The following is a 17,526-nucleotide window of genomic DNA, read 5'->3' as shown; positions in this document are numbered from 1 at the left end:
ACGGGTTGTTTGAGCTGGTCGTGAGCCTATCGAACTCGATGAACCCGCCTCGACGGGAGTGTCCCTCGGGCTGAGCCCGTGGTCCTCCCGCCCCTCCCATGAAGGCACACACCCGATGACGCTCTTCTCACCGTCCGAGCCGGCCCCGCGCCGGAACGGCCGTCCGCTCTCCCCGACCGGCACGCGGCAGCCGTACGCGTTCTTCGGAGGCAGCAAGTGATCACGGTCACCGGCCTGCGCAAGGCCTACGGCGACGTCGTCGCGCTCGACGGCGTCGACCTGCACGTCGGCAGGGGGAAGGTCTTCGGCGTGCTCGGGCGCAGCGGCGCCGGCAAGAGCACCCTGCTGCGCTGCGTCAACCTGCTCGAACGCCCCGACGAGGGCGGCGTGACCGTCGACGGACGCGAGCTGACCACCCTCGGCGCGGCCGATCTGCGCCGCGCCCGCCAGCGGATCGGCATGATCCACCAGCACTTCGCGCTGCTGTCGTCGCGCACGGTGGCGGGCAACGTGGCCTTCCCGCTGGAGGTCATGGGCGTCGGCCGGGCCGCCCGGGCCCGGCGGGTCGCGGAGATGCTCGACCTCGTGGGCCTGGCCGACCGCGCGGGGGCCTACCCCGCGCAGTTGTCCGGCGGGCAGAAGCAGCGGGTCGGCATCGCGCGGGCGCTCGCGGCCGAGCCGTCGGTGCTGCTGTCGGACGAGGCCACCTCCGCGCTCGACCCCGCCACGACCCAGTCGATCCTGGCCCTGCTGCGGCGGCTCAACCGGGAGCTGGGGCTGACCATCCTGCTCATCACCCATGAGATGGACGTCATCAAGGCCGTCTGCGACTCCGCGGCGATCATGAGCGACGGGCGGATCGCCGAGGCGGGCTCCCTGCCCGGCCTGCTCGCCAGCCCCGGATCGCGGCTGGCGGCCGAACTGTTCCCGCTGCCTCCCGCCGAGGCCGGCACCGTGACGGTCGCCCTGGCCGCGGACGAGACCCTGCTGTCGCGTCTCGCGCGTACGTACGACGTGGACATCGCGGTCGTGGGCGGCGCGGTCGAACAGGTGGCGGGGGCTCCGGCGGGCCGGCTGCGGCTGCGGATCACCGGAGCCGGTGCGGCGGCCGCCCTCGCCGGCCTGCGCGAGCGCGGCCTGCTGGTGGAGGAGGACGCGTGACCTGGTCGGAGATGAGCCCCCTGCTGTGGGAGGCCACCGGGCAGACGGCGGTGATGGTGAGCTGGTCCACGCTGTTCACCGTGCTGTTTGGGCTCCCGCTCGGCGTCTGCCTCGCCGGGACGGACCGCGGCGGGCTGTTCCCCGCCCCCGCCGTGCGGCGCGTGCTCGGTCTGATCGTCAACGTCGGGCGGTCGCTGCCGTTCATCGTCCTCATGATCGCGGTCATCCCGCTGACCCGCGTGCTCACCGGCACGACGATCGGGACCACCGCCGCGGTGGTCCCGCTCACGATCGGCGCGGCGCCCTTCTTCGCCCGGCTGGTCGAGACGGCGCTGCGTGAGGTGGGCCGCGACGTCGTGCAGGCGGCCGAGGCGATGGGGGCGGGCCGGGTGACGATCGTGACGCGCGTCCTGCTGCCCGAGGCGCTGCCCGGCCTGGTCGCCGGGCTGACCGTCACCGTGGTCACGCTCATCTCCTACTCGGCGATGGCCGGCGTGATCGGCGGTGGCGGCCTCGGCGACCTCGCCGTCCGCTACGGCTACCAGCGCTTCGAGACCACGCTCATGGTCGTCACCGTGGTCGTCCTGGTCGTCGTGGTGCAGCTCGCCCAGACCCTGGGCGACGTCGTCGCCCGCCGCCTTTCCCACCGCTGACCTGTTGTTCCTTTGCAAAGGAGTTCTGTCCCATGCGTAGAACACTCGGCCTCGTCATCGGCGCCGTGGTCGCGCTCGTGTTGTCCGCCTGCGGGTCCTCGTCTCCGGACACGGCGACCGCCTCCGGTACGGCGGCGGCGGACGCCCCGCTCAGGGTCGGCGTGAGCCCGGTGCCGCACGCGCAGATCCTGAAGTACGTGGCCGACAACCTGGCCGCCACCAGGGGGCTGAAGCTGGAGATCGTCGAGTTCAGCGACTACGTGCAGCCCAACCTGCAGCTCCAGGATGGCCGGCTCGACGCCAACTACTTCCAGCACAAGCCGTACCTGGACGATTTCAACGCGTCCAAGGGCACCAAGCTGAGCTTCGTCGCCCCGGTGCACCTGGAGCCGCTCGGCCTGTATTCGAGGAAGGTCAAGGACCTCGCCTCGCTGCCGCAGGGCGGCACGGTGGCGGTGCCCAACGACGCCACCAACCTCGGCCGGGCGCTCGGGCTGCTCGCCGACAACGGCGTGGTCACGCTGAAGGACGGCGTGGGCACCGCCGCGACCGAGCGCGACGTGGCCGGCAACCCGAAGAACCTGACCTTCCGCCCGCTGGAGGCCGCGCAGCTCCCGCGCTCGCTCGACGACGTGGACGCCGCCGTGATCAACGGCAACTACGCGATGGACTTGAACCTCAACCCGTCCTCCGACGCGCTGGTTCTGGAGAAGGCCGAGGGCAACCCGTACGTCAACGGCCTGGTGATCGCCCAGGGACACGAGAGCGACCCGCGGGTGAAGACGCTGGTCGAGCTGCTGACCGGCCCCGAAGTGAAGAAGTACATCGAGGAGACGTTCACGGGCTCGGTCATCCCCGTCTCCTAATGCGCACATAAATGGACGAATCATCCGGTCGCTTGATCGGATGATTCGTTCGTGCTGTCATGGCCCCATGTTGTACGGGACACCGGCCCTGGAGGCCGAGGACGAGAAGGTGCTCGCCGAGATCGAGGAGATGCGGCGCGACCTGAAATACCGGCTGGCCGAGGCGCACCGCTGGGACGGCCTGCTGCGACGGCAGTTGCAGGCGCGGGCGATCCAGGGGTCGAACTCCATCGAGGGCTACCACGCCAGCGTCGAGGACATCGAGTCGATCATGTCGGGGGAGGACCCCCTGGAGACGCCGGCGGCCGTCGCCCGCGAGATCTCGGGGTACCAGCAGGCGCTCACCTACATCGGCGCCCTCTCGCGGGCGTGGGCCTTCCGCTACGACGCCGGCCTGCTGCACGCGCTGAACTTCATGATGATCGGCCACCACATGAACAAGACCCCGGGCACGGTGCGGCCGCCCGGCGCGATCTACGTGCGGAACTCGGCCACTGGCGAGGTGGTCTACGAGGGCCCGGACGACGAGCAGGTGCCCGGCCTGCTCGCGGAGCTGGTCGAGTGGCTCAACGAGGGCGATCCCGACGCCGCCGGCTACGTGCGCGCCGCGATGGCCCACTTCAACCTGGTGGCGATCCACCCGTGGCGGGACGGGAACGGGCGCATGTCGCGGGCGCTGCAGACGCTCGTGCTCGGCCGCGACCAGATCACCACGCCGGAGTTCTCCTCGATCGAGGAGTGGCTGGGTATTGGGGAGACCACACTCGAGTACTACCAAGCGCTCCGGGCCGTGCAGAACGGCCGGTGGAGCCCGCACGGGGACACCCTTTCGTGGGTGCGGTTCGTCCTGCGCTGCCACCACATGCAGGCCCAGCGGGTGGGGCGCCGGCTCGCGGAGGCCGGCGAGGTGTGGATGCTGCTGGAGGAGCGGACCGGGGAGCAGGGCCTGAACCCGCGCACGGTCTCGGCGCTCTACCAGGTGTTCGTCTCCCGGCGGCTGCGCCGCGGCATGTACCAGGCCGACGAGGGGCTGAGCCAGGGGCAGGCCGCCCGCGACCTGCGCGAACTGGCCGCCTCCGGATGGCTCCAGCCGTACGGCGAGACCAAGGGCCGCTTCTACGCCCCGGGGCCGAGGATGACGGAGATCAAGGCCGCGTTCGCCGAGCGGGCCAGGCCGCTGCGCGACCCCTACCGGGCGCTGGAGCGCTGAGAGCGCGTCATCGGGAACTCGCGCCTACCGCACCGGTGGCGGACCGGGTAACTTTCGGTCATGCACCCTGGGGCGATCGCGGCGGTGACGCCGGACAAGCCGGCGGTGATCATGGCGGGCTCCGGCCGTGTGATCACCTACCGGGAGCTCGACGAGGAGTCCAACCGTCTCGCGCACCTGCTTCGGGCCGCCGGCCTGCGTCCCGGCGACCACCTCGCCTTCATGCTGGAGAACCACCCGCTCTTCCTGGTGATCGCGTGGGCAGCGCACCGCTCCGGGCTGTACTACACGGCGATCAACTCCCACCTCCAGGCGGACGAACTGTCCTACATCGTCGGCAACTGCGAGGCGCGGGTCTTCATCTCCTCGGCGCGGCTCGCCGAGGTCGCGAGCGCCGTCACCCAGGCCACGCCCCGCGTCGAGGTGCGGCTGATGCTCGACGGCGTCGCCCCGGGCTTCACGTCGTACGAGGAGGCGGTGGCCGGGCAGCCCGCGACGCCGGTCGAGGACGAGTGCCAGGGCATCGACATGCTCTACTCCTCCGGCACCACCGGCCGGCCCAAGGGGGTGAAGCCGCCGCTCAGCCTGGCGCCGCTGGACGCTCCCGGGGTCCTGTTCCGGCTGATCGGGCACATGTTCGCGCCGGCGGCCGACAGCGTGTACCTGTCGCCCGCGCCGCTCTACCACGCCGCCCCGCTGCGCTACTGCCTGACCTTCCTGCGCCTCGGCGCGACCGTCGTCGTGATGGAGCGGTTCGACCCGGAGGAGGCGCTGGCGCTCGTCGAGCGGCACCGGGTCACCCACGCGCAGTGGGTGCCCACCATGTTCGTCAAGATGCTCAAGCTGCCGCGGGCGGCGCGCGAGCGCCACGACCTGTCGTCGCTGCGCTGCGCCGTCCACTCCGCCGCGCCCTGCCCCGTCGAGGTCAAGGAACGGATGATGGAGTGGTGGGGCCCGATCATCCACGAGTACTACGCGGGCACGGAGGGCAACTGCTTCCTGTACGCCTCGCCGGAGGACTGGCTCGCCCACCGGGGCACGGTCGGCCGCCCGCTGCTCGGGGTCGCCCACGTCTGCGACGAGGACGGTGGCGAACTGCCGCCGGGCGAGCGCGGCATCGTCTACTTCTCCGAAGGGCCGCGGTTCGAGTACCACGGCGACCCGGAGAAGACCGCGTCGGCGCGGGACCCCAGGGGCCGCGGCTGGACCACGCTCGGAGACATCGGCTATGTGGACGAGGACGGGTTCCTCTACCTCACCGACCGGCGTGCGTACATGATCATCTCCGGTGGTGTGAACATCTACCCGCAGGAGGCGGAGAACGTGCTGGCGGTGCACCCCAAGGTGGCCGACGTGGCCGTCTTCGGGGTGCCGGACCCGGAGATGGGCGAGCAGGTCAAGGCCGTCGTGCAGCCGCTCGACCCGGCGGAGGCCGGTTCCGGCCTGGAGGCGGAGCTCATCGCCTACTGCCGGGAGCGCCTGGCGCACTACAAGTGCCCGAAGTCGGTCGACTTCCGCGACGAACTGCCCCGCCACGCCAGTGGCAAGCTGTACAAGCGGCTGCTCAGGGACGAATACCTGCAGCGTACGGCCTGAGCCGGGAGCATCGGGCGGCCTCGCATAAAGTACGCGTAGGGCGCTTGGGGGCCCGGCGGCTGATCGCTTAGCGTGACCTTATCGCCGATGCGCCATCGTATTACCTGTACCGGCGGAGAGCCGGGATGACCGGCGGATCCATTGAGGGGGATGGCGATGAGCTCACCTGAGCACGTTCCCGGCAACGAGAACACCGATGTGCTCCCCGGCCACGGCTGGAGCCAGTTCGGCAGCACTCCGCCGCAGCACGGGCAGTACACCGGGGCCTACCAGTCGTACGGCTCGTACGGCACCGGTTCTTATGACACGGCGCAGTTCCCGGCGCCTCCGGCGCGGAAGGGCACGTTGACCGCTCGCCAGAAGGCGGGCGCGGGTCTCGCTCTCGTGGCCGTGGCGCTGGGCGGCGGGGTCACCGGGGCCCTCGTCGCCAACAGTCTGAACGGCGACCGGCCGGTGATCGCGAGCCCGGTGGTCAGGGGGGTCTCCAACTCCTCCGGCAACACCATCGCGGCGGTGGCCAAGGCGATCATGCCCTCGGTCGTGTCGATCGAGGTGAAGACCTCCACGGGTGGGGGCGAGGGTTCCGGCGTCATCCTGTCCGCCGACGGCCTGATCCTGACCAACAACCACGTGGTGACGGCCGGCGGCGCGGGCGGCGGCACGGTGCGGGTCAAGTTCAGCGACGGCAAGACGGCGGACGCCGTCGTCAAGGGCACCGACCCCACCACCGACCTCGCGGTCATCCAGGCGCAGGGCGTCTCCGGGCTCACCCCCGCCTCGCTCGGCGACAGCGACAAGCTCCAGGTCGGCGACGCGGTGCTCGCGATCGGCAGCCCGCTCGGCCTGGAGGGTTCGGTCACCTCCGGCATCGTCAGCGCGCTCGACCGCACCCTGACCGAGAGGCCGGAGGAGCAGCAGCAGCCGCAGCTCCCCTGGGGAATGGGACAGCAGGAACCGCAGCAGCAGAGCCAGGGCACCACGATCGGCGGGATGATCCAGACGGACGCCGCCATCAACCCCGGCAACTCGGGCGGTGCGCTGGTCAACGCGGCCGGCGAGGTCGTCGGCGTCAACACCGCGATCGCCACCTCGGGCTCCAGCTCAGGCAACATCGGCGTCGGCTTCGCGATCCCCATCAACACCGCGAAGCTGGTCTCCGAGCAGCTGATCAAGACGGGCAAGGCGACCCACGCGTTCTTCGGCGTGAGCGTGGCCGACTCGGTCGGCGGCTCGCCCGGCGCGGTGGTCAGCTCGATCACGGCGGGCAGCCCCGCGGAGAAGGCCGGCCTCAAGGAGGGCGACCTCATCACCAAGATCAACGACAGGCTGGTGGACAGCGCGGAGGCGCTCGTCGGCGTCATCCGCAGCTCCCGTCCCGGCGACAAGGTGACCGTCACCTTCACCCGCGACGGCAAGGAGAACACCATCACCACCGCGCTCGCCGAGCAGACGCCGACGAACTGACGGCGTCCACGATCGTCGCCGGCGGGCCTCCGGGGGGATGGCCCGCCGGCGATCGGCGTTCAGGCGTGGCGCCGGGTCAGCGCCTCGGACTCCCACAGATCCCGGTAGTAGCCGGGCACGCCGACGAGGTCGGCGTGGGCGCCGCGCTGGATGACCCGGCCGCCCTCCAGCACCACGATCTCGTCGACCTGCTCCAGGCCGCGCAGCCGGTGGGTGACCAGCAGCGTGGTGCGGCCCCGGGTGGCGTCCAGCAGGTCGGCCGTCAGCAGGTCGGCCGTCTCCTCGTCCAGCGCCTCGGCGGGTTCGTCCAGCAGCAGCACGGGCGGGTCGTACAGCAGGGCCCGGGCCAGCGCGAGCCGCTGGAGCTGGCCGCCGGAGACCGTGCGGCCGTCCTCGCCGAGCACCGTGTCCCACCCGGTGCGCCCCGCCCAGGCGTCCAGGCGGGCCCGCCGTACGGCCGCCTCGATCTCGCCGGTGGAGGCGCCCGGCCCGGCGAGGCGCAGGTTGTCCGTGAACGAGGCCTGGAACACGTACGGATCCTGCGTGAGGCCGGTGACGCGGGCCCGCACGTCGTCGGACGACAGGCGGCGCACGTCCGTTCCGTTGAGGCGGATCGCCCCCGACTCGATCTCCACCGTGCGCATCAGCGCGGACAGCAGCGTGCTCTTCCCGGCGCCGCTCGGCCCGACCACCGCGACCCGGCGGCCCGGCGTCAACGTCAGGCTCACGCCGTTCAGCGCGGGCTCGCGCCGGCCGTGCCGCACCACCAGGTCCTCCACCTCGATCGTCAGCGGCGGCTCCGGGGGCGGCGCCGGCTCGTCCGGCTCGCGGACCGCCGGGGGTGTGGCGGCCGTCTCCCGCAACCTGCGCAGCGCCGCGAGCACCGCCGCGAACCGCTCGCCCGCGGCGCCCAGTGCGAGCGCGGGCTCGAAGGCCACCAGCGAGGTCAGGGCGAGCACGGCCGTCGCCACCCGGTCCAGCCCGGCGCCCTGGGCCACCCAGACCACCGCCGCGACGGTCAGCCCCTGGGCCAGCACGCCGATCCCGAGCGCCGCGGCGTTGATCCGGGCCTGGCCCCGCTCCAGGCGGGCGAGCCGGCTGTCGGCGTCCATCGCGGCAGACAGGGCCTCATCGCGCGCGCCGTACGCGGTGAGGTCGGCCGCGCCGTGCACCAGGTCGGCCACCCGGGCGGCGAGGCCGGCGCGGGCCGGAGCGATCCGCGCCGACCAGCGGCGCGCGGCGGCGGCCGTGCCGGCCGGCAGGGCCAACCCGGCGGCGAGCAGGCCGGCGGCCAGCACCGGCGCGGCGACCGGCAGCAGGAAGCCCGCGACCACGACGGCGGTGAGCCCGGTGACCAGGGCCGCGACGGCCGGGAGCAGGCACCGCACGAGCAGGTCCTGCACGGCGTCGGTGTCGTCCACCATGCGGCTGAGCAGGTCGGCGCCGCGCTGTGGCAGCGGCCCGGCGGGGATCAGCGCCCGGTAGAGGCGTTCGCGGGTGCCCGCCTGGGCGCGCAGCGCGACGTCGTGCCCGGCCAGCCGCTCCCCGTAGCGGAAGATCCCCCGGGTGGTGGCGAACGCCCGCACGGCCACGATGGCGACCGACAGGGCCGCCAGCGGCGGCTGCTCGGCCGCCCTGGTGATCAGCCAGGCGGCCGACGCGATGAGCGCCACGCCCGCGAGGTCGGCGGCCGACCCGGCGAGCGCGGCGAGCACCAGCCGCCGCCCCGTCCCGGCGACCGCGACCACGGACAGCGGCGACGGGCCGGCTGCCTTCGCGCGGCTCATCCCGCCTCCTCGCGTCGCTCCGCCGATCCCGTCCGGGCGGGGGTGACGAGGGCGCCGCCGTCGAGGCGGACGACCCGGTCGGCCAGATGGATCATCGCTGGGCGGTGCGCGACGATGATGGCCGTACGGTCCCGCGCCAGCCCTCGCGTGGCCGCCACGACGGCCGCCTCGCTCCTGCCGTCGAGCCGGGCCGTGGGTTCGTCCAGCAGCAGCACCTCGGTCCCGGTGCGGCAGAAGGCGCGGGCCAGCGCGACCCGCTGACGCTGGCCCGCCGACAGGTTCGCCCCCCGCTCGCCGAGCGGGGTGTCGTACCCCTGGGGCAGGGCCTCGGCGAACTCCGCCACCTGGGCCGCCTCGGCGGCGGCCCGGATCTCCCCGGCCGTGGCGGCCGAGCCGAGCGCGATGTTGCGGGCCACCGAGGTCGCGAACAGGTGCGGGCGCTGCGGCACGAACGCGAGCCGCCGCCGCCACTCGCCGAGGTCGAGGCTCGTGAGGTCCTCCCCGCCGACGAGCACCCGTCCCTCTTCGGGGGTCACGAATCCGAGCAGCAGGTGCAGCAGCGTGCTCTTCCCCGCGCCGCTCGGGCCCACGATCGCCACCCGCTCACCCGGCCCGACGACCAGAGAGACCCGGTCGAGCGCGGCCTCGGCCCGCCCCGGATAGCGCACGGTGACGTTCTCCAGGCGGATCTCCGGGGGCTCGGGCCCACCGGGCGGAGTGGTGCCCCTCGCCGCGGACGCGGCGCGTTCCGTACGCGCACGAGTCGTCGAGGCAGGCGCGGTGTGTTCCGCCGGCGCCGGGGGTGCCCCGGCCGCCGCGTCCTCCCGTACGGCTTCGCGACCGGTTCCGTCGGTCTCGCCCGAGGGGGGCGCGATGACGGCGAACGCCTCGTCGGCGGCGGCGACGCCCTCCATCGCGGCGTGGAACCGGGTGCCCATCGCCCGCAGGGGCAGGTACGCCTCCGGCGCCAGCAGCAGCACGAGCAGCGCCGTGTGCAGGTCGAGCGAGCCCGACAGCAGCCGCAGGCCCACGGGCACCGCCACCAGGGCGAGTGACAGCGAGGCCACGAGTTCGAGCACCAGCGACGACAGGAAGGCCACCCGCAGCGTGCGCATGGTCGCGGCGCGGTGCGCCTCGGCGACCTCGCGGATCACCGAGGCCTGGTAGCGGGCCCGGCCGAAGGCCCGCAGCGTCGGCAGGCCGCGCACCACGTCGAGGAAGTGGCCGCCGAGGCGGGCCAGGGCGCGCCACTGGCGCTCGGTCACCGCCCTGGTGGTCCAGCCGACGAGCGCCCCGAAGATCGGGATCAGCGGCAGCGTGAGCACCACGATCACCGCCGTGGCGAGATCGGCGGCGAACAGCCGCACCACGACCGCGAACGGCACGACCGCGGCCACGGCGGCCGACGGAAGATAGCCGGTCAGGTACGGATCGAGCGCGTCGAGCCCCCGCCCCGCGAGCGTCACCACCTCACCCGACCGGTACGACGGCCCGAGATCGTCGACGCGTCCCAGCAGTAGCCGCCGCAGGGCCGACTTCAGCGCGGTCGCCGCCCGGCCCGCGAGAACCCCCTGTGCCCAGCCGAACAGCCCGCGCGCCGCGACGACGAGCGCCAGGGGGAACAGCGCGGCGACGGCGAAACGGCCCGACAGCACCCCGGCGAGCAGTTCCGCCTGCACGAGCACGAGCAGCCCGGCCGCCACCGCCGCCGCCAGGCAGCAGGCGAGGTGGCGGCGGACGCTCCGCTCGGCGCGGGCCAGTCGCAGGAGATCCTTGTGCAACGGTCACCCATCCAGAAGAACGTCGGCCCAGAAGGACGTGGGCTCAGAAGAACGTCGGCTCAGAAGAACGTCGGCAGGGCGCCCTTCGAGAAGGTGCGCCACACCCATACTTGCGCGCCCACGAGGAACGGGACGAACGGCACCACCATGACACCCAGCACCGTCAGTGTCTGATCCGGGGCGGCGTCGCCGAGCATCCGCCCGGCCGCCCCCGCCGCGACCAGCACGGCGGGGAGCGCGGCGGCGCAGGCCGAGAGCAGCAGCGCACCGCCCCGGGCGCCGTCGAGCCGCCAGGCCGCGAACGTCCGCCCGTGCCAGGCGAGCAGCGCCAGCAGCACGACGCCTCCCGCCAGGCCGAGCGGGTCGAGGGGCGAGCCGGGCAGGCCGCGTGCGACGGCCGTCAGCGCGGCGCCCCAGCCGAGGGCCAGCCCGGCGGAGCCCGCGCACACCGCGCCGTCCCACACCAGCCGCCAGCGCGCGCCGCCGGCCCTGCGCCGGAACCACAGCCCGGCGTCGCGCACGATCCAGGCCAGCAGCACGATGACGACCAGGGGATAGAGGCCGCTCAGGACCGGGCCCTCCAGCGCCGGGAACGCACCGAACAGCACTCCCGCGAGCGCGAGCAGCCACACCTCGTTGGCGAGCACGAACGGGGCCATCGCGCCGACGAGACGGTCCCGGGCGGCGGGTGAGCGCCCGAGAACGGGCAGCAGCACGCCGAGGCCGATGTCGAAGCCCTCCAGGGCGAAGTAACCGGCCAGCAGGACGGCGAACGTCGTGAACCAGACAATCTCCATGCGGGGGTCCTCAGAACGAGTGGGCGGGGGCGGGAGCGGGGTCGGCGGACTGGTCGGGCGCGCCGAGGGAGACCTCCCCGGGACCCCGCCGTACGGCGCGGATGATCAGGGCCCAGTCCACGACGGCGAGCAACCCGAGCACGCCGGCGAAGGCGGCGAAGGAGGCCGTGATGGTCGCCGGGGTCAGCCCGGGGGTGAGGGCGTCGGCCACGGTGAGCTTGCCGTACACCAGCCAGGGCTGGCGGCCCACCTCGCGGGTGAGCCAGCCGGCGATCACCAGGCCGAACGGGGCCGGGGCGATGACCATCAGGACCGGATGGGTCCAGCGCCAGCGGGTGAGCCGCTCGCGGAAGAGCAGCGGCAGCGTGGCCCACACGACCAGCAGGACCAGCTGGCCGAGGGTCGACATCAGGTCGACTCCCAACGCCGGGATCGCGCCGTTGAGCTTGCCGGGCTGGACGCGGTCCACCAGGTCGAGCTGGGTGTAGCCGAACCAGACCGTGACGAACGACCCGACGGACGCGGTGATCACGCCGATGCGCAGCGAGCGCGTGAAGAACTCCCGCTCGGCGGTGCGCCGGAACAGGTGATAGGCGCTGGCGCCCATGACGAAGGAGCCTCCCGCCCATACTCCCGCGCCCAGCACGTGGGGGAGGGCGGCGACGAGGCTGGGGTTGGTGAACAGCGCGCCGAAGTCCCGCAGCACCAGCCGTCCGCCCTCCTCCACCGCCGCCGCCGGGTGCTGCAGGAACGAGTTGGCGACCATGATGAACAGGGCCGAGGCGTACGCCGTCAGGGTCACCAGCCAGATGCAGGCCACGTGGAGCCCGCGCGGCAGGCGGTGCCAGCCGAAGATCCACAACCCCAGGAACGTGGACTCCAGGAAGAAGGCGAGCAGCGTCTCCAGGGCGAGCGGTGTGCCGAACACGTCGCCCGCGTAGGACGTCAGCCCGCTCCAGTTCAGCCCGAACTGGAACTCCATCACCAGGCCCGTGAAGATGCCGAGGGCGTAGTTGATCACATAGATCTGTCCCCAGAAGCGGGTCATCCGCTCGTACAGGGGGTTTCCGCTGATGGCGAGACGGGTGTGCATGATCGCCACCAGGGGGGCCAGCCCGAGTGTCAGCACGACGAACAGGAAATGGAGATTTCCCGTCACGGCGAACTGCAGCCGGGCGAGGTCGACGACATCCATGATTCTCCCAGGGGGGAAACGTAGGCAGCCTACATATAGACAGCCTACATATAGACTGGGGTCGTGACGAACCTGGATAGGCTGCGATCGTGAACGCCGACGCGCTCCGGGGCCACATGGACGCCCTGTTGCTCTCCGTGCTGGAGCGCGAGCCGCTGCACGGTTACGCGATCATCGAGGCGCTGCGCGAGCGCAGTGGCGGCGCGCTCGACGTGCCCACCGGGACGGTCTATCCCGCGTTGCGGCGCCTGGAGCGGGCCGGGCTGCTCGCCGGGGAGTGGGCCGCCGACGGCGGGCGCAGGCGGCGGACCTACCGGCTCACCGACCTGGGGCGCAGAGCGCTCGCGGGGGAGCGGTCCGCCTGGCGGTCGTTCACCAGCGCGATAGGGAGCGTTCTCGATCCGCTGCGCTAGCTCTTGTCTCCCGGGGCGCGGCGACCGCCGTGGTGCAGCGCAGGCAGCGGGCGGCGCTGAACAGCGCGGATCCGGCGAGCAGATAGCTGACGGCGGACACGGCCACCCCTGGCGGGTACGTCGCGAACCCCACCGGGCCACGGGCGGCCGCCGCCAGCGTCAGGCCCATCGCCGCGACCAGCGGCGTCTGCACCCAGACGAACAGCCCCAGGCGCCGGGTGACCAGCGCGGGGCGGCGGATCCGCCGCAGGCCGCGGCCGAGCGCGAGCAGGGTGAGTCCGCCCACGACTCCCACGCCCAGCTGCAGCAGGTCCACCGCCTTGGCCAGGAATCCGAACCAGTCCGGCTTGACCCGCTCGATCCGCGCGGCCTCGGGGAAGACCCGCCAGATCACCGCCCACAGGAACGCGGTCAGCGGCACGCTCAGGAACAGCAGCGTCGCCGTGCGCCTGCCCTGGCTCACCGAGAGCTCCCGCTGGAACCCGGGCGCGATCTCGTCCACCGTGCCGAAGTCGGCGATCGCCCGCCGCTCGGCCTCGGCCCGGGGCAGGCCCCCGGCCTCGTACGCGTCGGCGGCGTCCAGCAGGCCGTCGCGCGCCTCGGCCAGCAGGTCGCGCCGCGCGCCGTACGGCCCGCGCAGCGCACCCCGCAGCACAGTGACGTACTCGTCGATCACACCCGCCCCCGCCATGCACTCCCTCCCCGGCCAGGGCCAGCGTACGGCCCGGATGGCCGGGGGCGCATCAGGGCGATCCCCGACCCCCGCCGATCCGCCGCGCCACGATCTCCTTGAGGCGTGGCAAGGACCCGGAAAGAAGTGCTCCCGATTGAGTAGAACGGCGGAACGGCACCGCTCCGGTCCAGCGATACCCTGTCCTCAGGCCGGGCCGCATTCCAAAACATGGCCTGTTCCCCGTGGGGCGAGAGGGGCAGAAGGGCTTTGTGGGTACGAGGATGCTCGTGGACCCCTGTCTTCTGACCGTTTCGCCACGGCAACATGCCGTTAACCCCGGTGGGCGAGACTGAGAGCGGAGAGCGAGGCGGGACGTGAACCAGCCGAAGATCGTGGTGGGAATCAACGGGTCGATGGCGTCGCAGGCCGCACTTCGGTGGGCCGCCGCCGAGGGTTCGCTGCGCGGCTCGGTGGTGGAGGCGGTGTACGCCTGGGAGTGGACGGGCGGGCTGCACGCGCACTACGCGCCGATCGCGGGCCGCACCTCCCGGGAGGAGGAACGCCGGGCCGCCCTGGACATCGCCGGGAAGGCGGTCGCCGAGCTCGGCGAGCGCCACGTCGAGCCCGTCGTCGTGGAGGGCCCCCCGGCACAGGTGCTGCTCCGCGCGACGGACGGCGCGGACCTGCTGGTGCTGGGCGCCCACGAGGCCGAGTCCGAGCCCTACCCCGTGCTCAACCCCGTCGTCTCCGCCTGTCTGCTGCGGGCCAGGTGCCCGGTCGTCGTCGTGCTGCCCGGCATGGAGCACGACCGCCGTCCCGGGATGCTCGCCGGCAGCCGCTCCTGACCCGGCGCTGATCCGGCCCTGGGCCGGACGTCCTCCCCGTTTCGGGACTTTCCGCCCTGCCCGGCCGTACGGCTCCGGGGCAGCCTGGGGACATGGATGCTGACAGGCAGCAGGGGACCAGCCAAGGGAACAGCCAGGAGACCGGCGAGGAAACAGGGCGGGGGATCGTCGTCGGATACGACGGCTCCGACTACGCCATGCAGGCGCTCGACTGGGCGATGGACGAGGCCGAGTTCCGCCGGGCTCCCATCACCGTGTGTCACGCCTGGCAGTCGCCGTACGCCCTGGGCGACGAGGAGGCGCGCAAGTCGCTGCACCACGCGGCCGAGCACGTGCTGTGGCACGGCGCCGAGTGCGCGCGCCAGTGCACGAGCGGTGTCCGCGTGCGGGAGGACCTGTTCGAGGGCCCGGCCACCGAGCGGCTCGTCGAACTGTCAGCCACGGCCGGTCTCGTCGTGGTGGGGTCCCGGGGCCTGAGCGGACCGGCCCGCCGTGTGATGGGCTCGGTCGCCGGGCACGTCGCCACACACGCGCGCTGTCCCGTGATCGTGGTGCGCGGCGCGGGATCGCTGCCGCATCCGCGCCATCCCGGCCCGATCGTCGCGGGCGTCGGGGGCGGCGACGACCACGTCCTCGCCTTCGCCTACCGCGAGGCCGCCCTGCGCGGGCTGTCGCTGATCGCGGTGCACGCCATGCGCCACCCGGCCGCCGTCTGGAGCGCGGGCATGGCGCCCATGGTGATGGCCGACGTCCCCGGACGGGAGGCGGTCGAGCTCCTGGAAGCCGCCGTACGGCCCTGGCGGGAGCGGTTCCCGCACGTGGAGACGGTGCTCCAGCCCGGCGGGGGCCCGGTGCTCGACGTCCTGGCCGACACCTCTTCCGGCGCGACGATGCTGGTCGTCGGCGCGACCCGGGAGAAGGGCGTGCTCGCGAGGCTCGGGTCGGTCACCCGGCCGCTCATCGACGCCGTCACCTGCCCGGTGGCGGTCGTGCATCCCTGACCCGTCCGCGCCCCTTGACCCGTCCGCCCCTTGACCCGTCCGCCCTTGGACCCGTCCTAACCATGACTCGCCCGAATCGGTGCGGCCGAGCCTGTCCGGTGGACCGATCTGGGGCCGGCCGCACGGCGCGCATTGTCAGCACGGCGCATTGTCAGCACGGCGGAGTGGCCAGCACGCGCACTGCTGTGCCGTACACAGCTCGTCAAATAAGGCCAACATTTTCCCAAAGCCACCGCTTGGTCCTGGTGTTGAGGGGGCCTGCCCCTAAGGTCCGGGACATGCGTGCTCTCTGCCGAGTCAGCCCCGCCGGCCACCCTGGTGGTCGAGGCCTCCGCCGCCGTATCCGCGGCCGGGCGGTCGCCGTGCTCGCCCCGGCCGGCCTGCTGCCCGTCCTCGTCACGGTCGTCGCCCTGGTGCCCGTCTCGGCCGAGCCGGGCACCGTCGTGATCAGCCGGGCCTGCGCGGTGCCCCCGGACCGGCGGATCGCCGAGGTGCAGGGCAGCGGGACCGCCTCCCCGCTCACCGGGCGGACGGTCCGGGTCGAAGGCGTCGTGACCGGCGACTTCCAGCGCGCCGACCAGCTCAGCGGGTTCTACTTCCAGGACCCCACGCCCGACGCCGACCCCGCCACCTCCGACGGCCTGTTCGCGGTCGCCCGTGAATCCGTCAAGGACGTCAAGGTCGGTGATCGGGTGTTCGTCACCGGCCGGGTGGCCGAGTTCGACGGCCTGACCGAGCTCTCCCCGGTCACCGCCGTCGACGTCTGCGGCACCGGGACCATCGGGCCCGCCGTCGTCGTCCTGCCGAGGGCCGCGGGCGCCACCTTCGAGCCGCTGGAGAACATGCTTGTGACGTTCCCCGAGCCGCTGACCCTCACCGACCACTACGACCTCGGCCGGTACGGCGAGGTGACCGTCGCGGCCGGAGGCCGGCTCTTCCAGCCGACCGACCGCGAGGGCGTCGACCCGGCGCTCGACGCGCGCCGGTCCCTGCTCGTCGACGACGGCTCCACCGTGCAGAACCCCGTCACGATCCCGTACGCCGGGTCCCAAGGGGTTCCCCGTCTGGGCGACACCGCCCCCGGGATCACCGGAGTCCTCACCCACGGCTTCGGCGCGTACCGCCTGGAGCCCACCCAGGAGATCCGCTTCCTCCGCGCCAACCCCCGGCTGAGCGCCCCCCTGCCGGTCGGCGGCAACGTGCGGGTGGCCGGCCTGAACACGCTCAACTGGTTCACCACCCTCGGCTCCCGGGGCGCCACCACGGCCGCCGAACAGCGGCGCCAGCTCGCCAAGATCGTGGCCACGCTGCAGGGCCTCGACGCCGACGTCGTCGGCCTGATGGAGGTCGAGAACAACGGCCAGACCGCGCTCCAGGCGCTCGTGGACGCGCTCAACGCCAAGGCCGGCGCGGGAACCTACAAGGCGCTGGTCCACCCGTACCCGGGCGGCGACGCCATCCACGTGGCGGCGATCTACAAGCCGGCCAGGGTCACCCCGTTCGGCGCCGCCCGGTCGTCCGCCGACCCCGTCTTCCGCCGTCCGCCGCTCATCCAGGAGTTCCGCAGGGCCGGCGGCGGCCGGCCGTTCACGCTGGTCGTCAACCACTTCAAGTCGAAGGGCTGCGGCGTGGACGCGCCCGCTCCCGACCAGGAGCACGGTCAGGGCTGTTACAACGACGAGAGGGTCCGGCAGGCCAGGGCCGTGCTCGGGCTGATCGACAGCATGGACCTGCCCGGCCCGCTGTTGATCGGCGACCTCAACGCGTACGGCGAGGAGGACCCGATCCACACGCTGGAGCGGGGCGGGCTGACCAGCCTGACCAAGCGGTTCGTCCCGGAGCCCCTGCGCTACAGCTTCCTGTTCGACGGGCGGTCGGGCGAGCTCGACCACGCCCTCGCCGGACGCCGGCTGGCGAGCCGGGTCACCGGGGCGACGATCTGGCACGTCAACTCCGACGAGTCCCGCATCCTCGACTACAACACCGAGGTCAACCCGCCGGGGCTCTACCAGCCCGACGCGTTCCGCTCCTCCGACCACGACCCGCTGCTGATCGGGCTGAACCTGCCCCGCGGCGAGGGCTGA

Annotated in this window: 15 protein-coding genes; 10 read left to right on the top strand and 5 right to left on the bottom strand. The window is 72.9% G+C overall.

All coding sequences use genetic code 11. The annotated features are described in order from the left end of the window. Nucleotides 1-216 precede the first annotated feature (216 nt). The 6 genes from OG344_RS27080 (at nucleotide 217) to OG344_RS27055 (ending at nucleotide 6,950) form a co-directional block, all read left to right on the top strand. On the top strand, nucleotides 217-1,161 hold the full coding sequence (locus OG344_RS27080) for a methionine ABC transporter ATP-binding protein (protein ID WP_405085507.1): 945 nt from the start codon (nucleotides 217-219) through the stop codon (nucleotides 1,159-1,161). An 11-nt stretch (nucleotides 1,162-1,172) separates the two neighbouring features. Continuing rightward, entirely contained in the window at nucleotides 1,173-1,814 is a 642-nt protein-coding gene (locus tag OG344_RS27075) for a methionine ABC transporter permease (protein ID WP_327049606.1), read from the top strand. A 32-nt stretch (nucleotides 1,815-1,846) separates the two neighbouring features. Then, nucleotides 1,847-2,680 carry a MetQ/NlpA family ABC transporter substrate-binding protein gene (locus tag OG344_RS27070; protein WP_405085506.1) on the top strand — a complete coding sequence of 278 codons (834 nt, stop codon included), beginning with the start codon at nucleotides 1,847-1,849 and terminating at the stop codon, nucleotides 2,678-2,680. Nucleotides 2,681-2,747: 67 nt separating this feature from the next. Beyond that, nucleotides 2,748-3,890, top strand: coding sequence for a Fic family protein (locus tag OG344_RS27065; protein ID WP_405085505.1), 1,143 nt, complete (start codon nucleotides 2,748-2,750; stop codon nucleotides 3,888-3,890). 60 nt (nucleotides 3,891-3,950) lie between these two features. After that, nucleotides 3,951-5,486: an AMP-binding protein gene (locus OG344_RS27060; protein ID WP_405085504.1), complete on the top strand. Its 1,536-nt coding sequence runs from the start codon at nucleotides 3,951-3,953 to the stop codon at nucleotides 5,484-5,486. 156 nt (nucleotides 5,487-5,642) lie between these two features. Continuing rightward, entirely contained in the window at nucleotides 5,643-6,950 is a 1,308-nt protein-coding gene (locus OG344_RS27055; RefSeq protein ID WP_405085503.1) for a S1C family serine protease, read from the top strand. A gap of 59 nt (nucleotides 6,951-7,009) precedes the next feature. Here OG344_RS27055 and cydC read toward each other — a convergent pair whose 3' ends face one another. The 4 genes from cydC to OG344_RS27035 are packed head-to-tail and all read right to left on the bottom strand — an operon-like array spanning nucleotide 7,010 to nucleotide 12,510. Beyond that, nucleotides 7,010-8,737 (bottom strand): thiol reductant ABC exporter subunit CydC, encoded by a 1,728-nt coding sequence (cydC, locus tag OG344_RS27050; RefSeq protein ID WP_405085502.1) that lies wholly within the window; start codon nucleotides 8,735-8,737, stop codon nucleotides 7,010-7,012. Beyond that, entirely contained in the window at nucleotides 8,734-10,518 is a 1,785-nt protein-coding gene (cydD, locus tag OG344_RS27045) for a thiol reductant ABC exporter subunit CydD (RefSeq protein ID WP_405085501.1), read from the bottom strand. Before cydD ends, cydC begins: the two co-directional genes overlap by 4 nt. A 59-nt stretch (nucleotides 10,519-10,577) precedes the next feature. After that, nucleotides 10,578-11,315, bottom strand: a complete 738-nt coding sequence (locus tag OG344_RS27040; protein ID WP_327046087.1) for a cytochrome d ubiquinol oxidase subunit II — start codon at nucleotides 11,313-11,315, stop codon at nucleotides 10,578-10,580. A 10-nt stretch (nucleotides 11,316-11,325) separates the two neighbouring features. Continuing rightward, nucleotides 11,326-12,510 (bottom strand): cytochrome ubiquinol oxidase subunit I, encoded by a 1,185-nt coding sequence (locus tag OG344_RS27035; RefSeq protein WP_405085500.1) that lies wholly within the window; start codon nucleotides 12,508-12,510, stop codon nucleotides 11,326-11,328. A gap of 89 nt (nucleotides 12,511-12,599) precedes the next feature. Between OG344_RS27035 and OG344_RS27030 the strand changes: the two genes are divergently transcribed. Next, a complete protein-coding gene (locus OG344_RS27030; protein WP_150934878.1) occupies nucleotides 12,600-12,923 on the top strand; it encodes a PadR family transcriptional regulator in 324 nt (107 codons plus the stop codon). Here OG344_RS27030 and OG344_RS27025 read toward each other — a convergent pair. Then, nucleotides 12,883-13,614, bottom strand: a complete 732-nt coding sequence (locus OG344_RS27025; RefSeq protein WP_405085499.1) for a permease prefix domain 1-containing protein — start codon at nucleotides 13,612-13,614, stop codon at nucleotides 12,883-12,885. The two genes, OG344_RS27030 and OG344_RS27025, sit on opposite strands and share 41 nt — an antisense overlap. A 356-nt stretch (nucleotides 13,615-13,970) precedes the next feature. Here OG344_RS27025 and OG344_RS27020 point away from each other — a divergent pair, with 356 nt between their 5' ends. The 3 genes from OG344_RS27020 (at nucleotide 13,971) to OG344_RS27010 (ending at nucleotide 17,526) form a co-directional block, all read left to right on the top strand. Beyond that, nucleotides 13,971-14,441 (top strand): universal stress protein, encoded by a 471-nt coding sequence (locus OG344_RS27020; protein ID WP_327046084.1) that lies wholly within the window; start codon nucleotides 13,971-13,973, stop codon nucleotides 14,439-14,441. A 92-nt stretch (nucleotides 14,442-14,533) separates the two neighbouring features. Next, nucleotides 14,534-15,442, top strand: a complete 909-nt coding sequence (locus tag OG344_RS27015; RefSeq protein ID WP_405085498.1) for a universal stress protein — start codon at nucleotides 14,534-14,536, stop codon at nucleotides 15,440-15,442. A 278-nt stretch (nucleotides 15,443-15,720) separates the two neighbouring features. After that, on the top strand, nucleotides 15,721-17,526 hold the full coding sequence (locus OG344_RS27010; protein ID WP_405085497.1) for an ExeM/NucH family extracellular endonuclease: 1,806 nt from the start codon (nucleotides 15,721-15,723) through the stop codon (nucleotides 17,524-17,526).

The sequence above is a fragment of the Microbispora sp. NBC_01389 genome, assembly GCF_045040095.1.
Classification (GTDB): domain Bacteria; phylum Actinomycetota; class Actinomycetes; order Streptosporangiales; family Streptosporangiaceae; genus Microbispora.
This window is presented reverse-complemented; position numbering and strand designations above follow the sequence as displayed.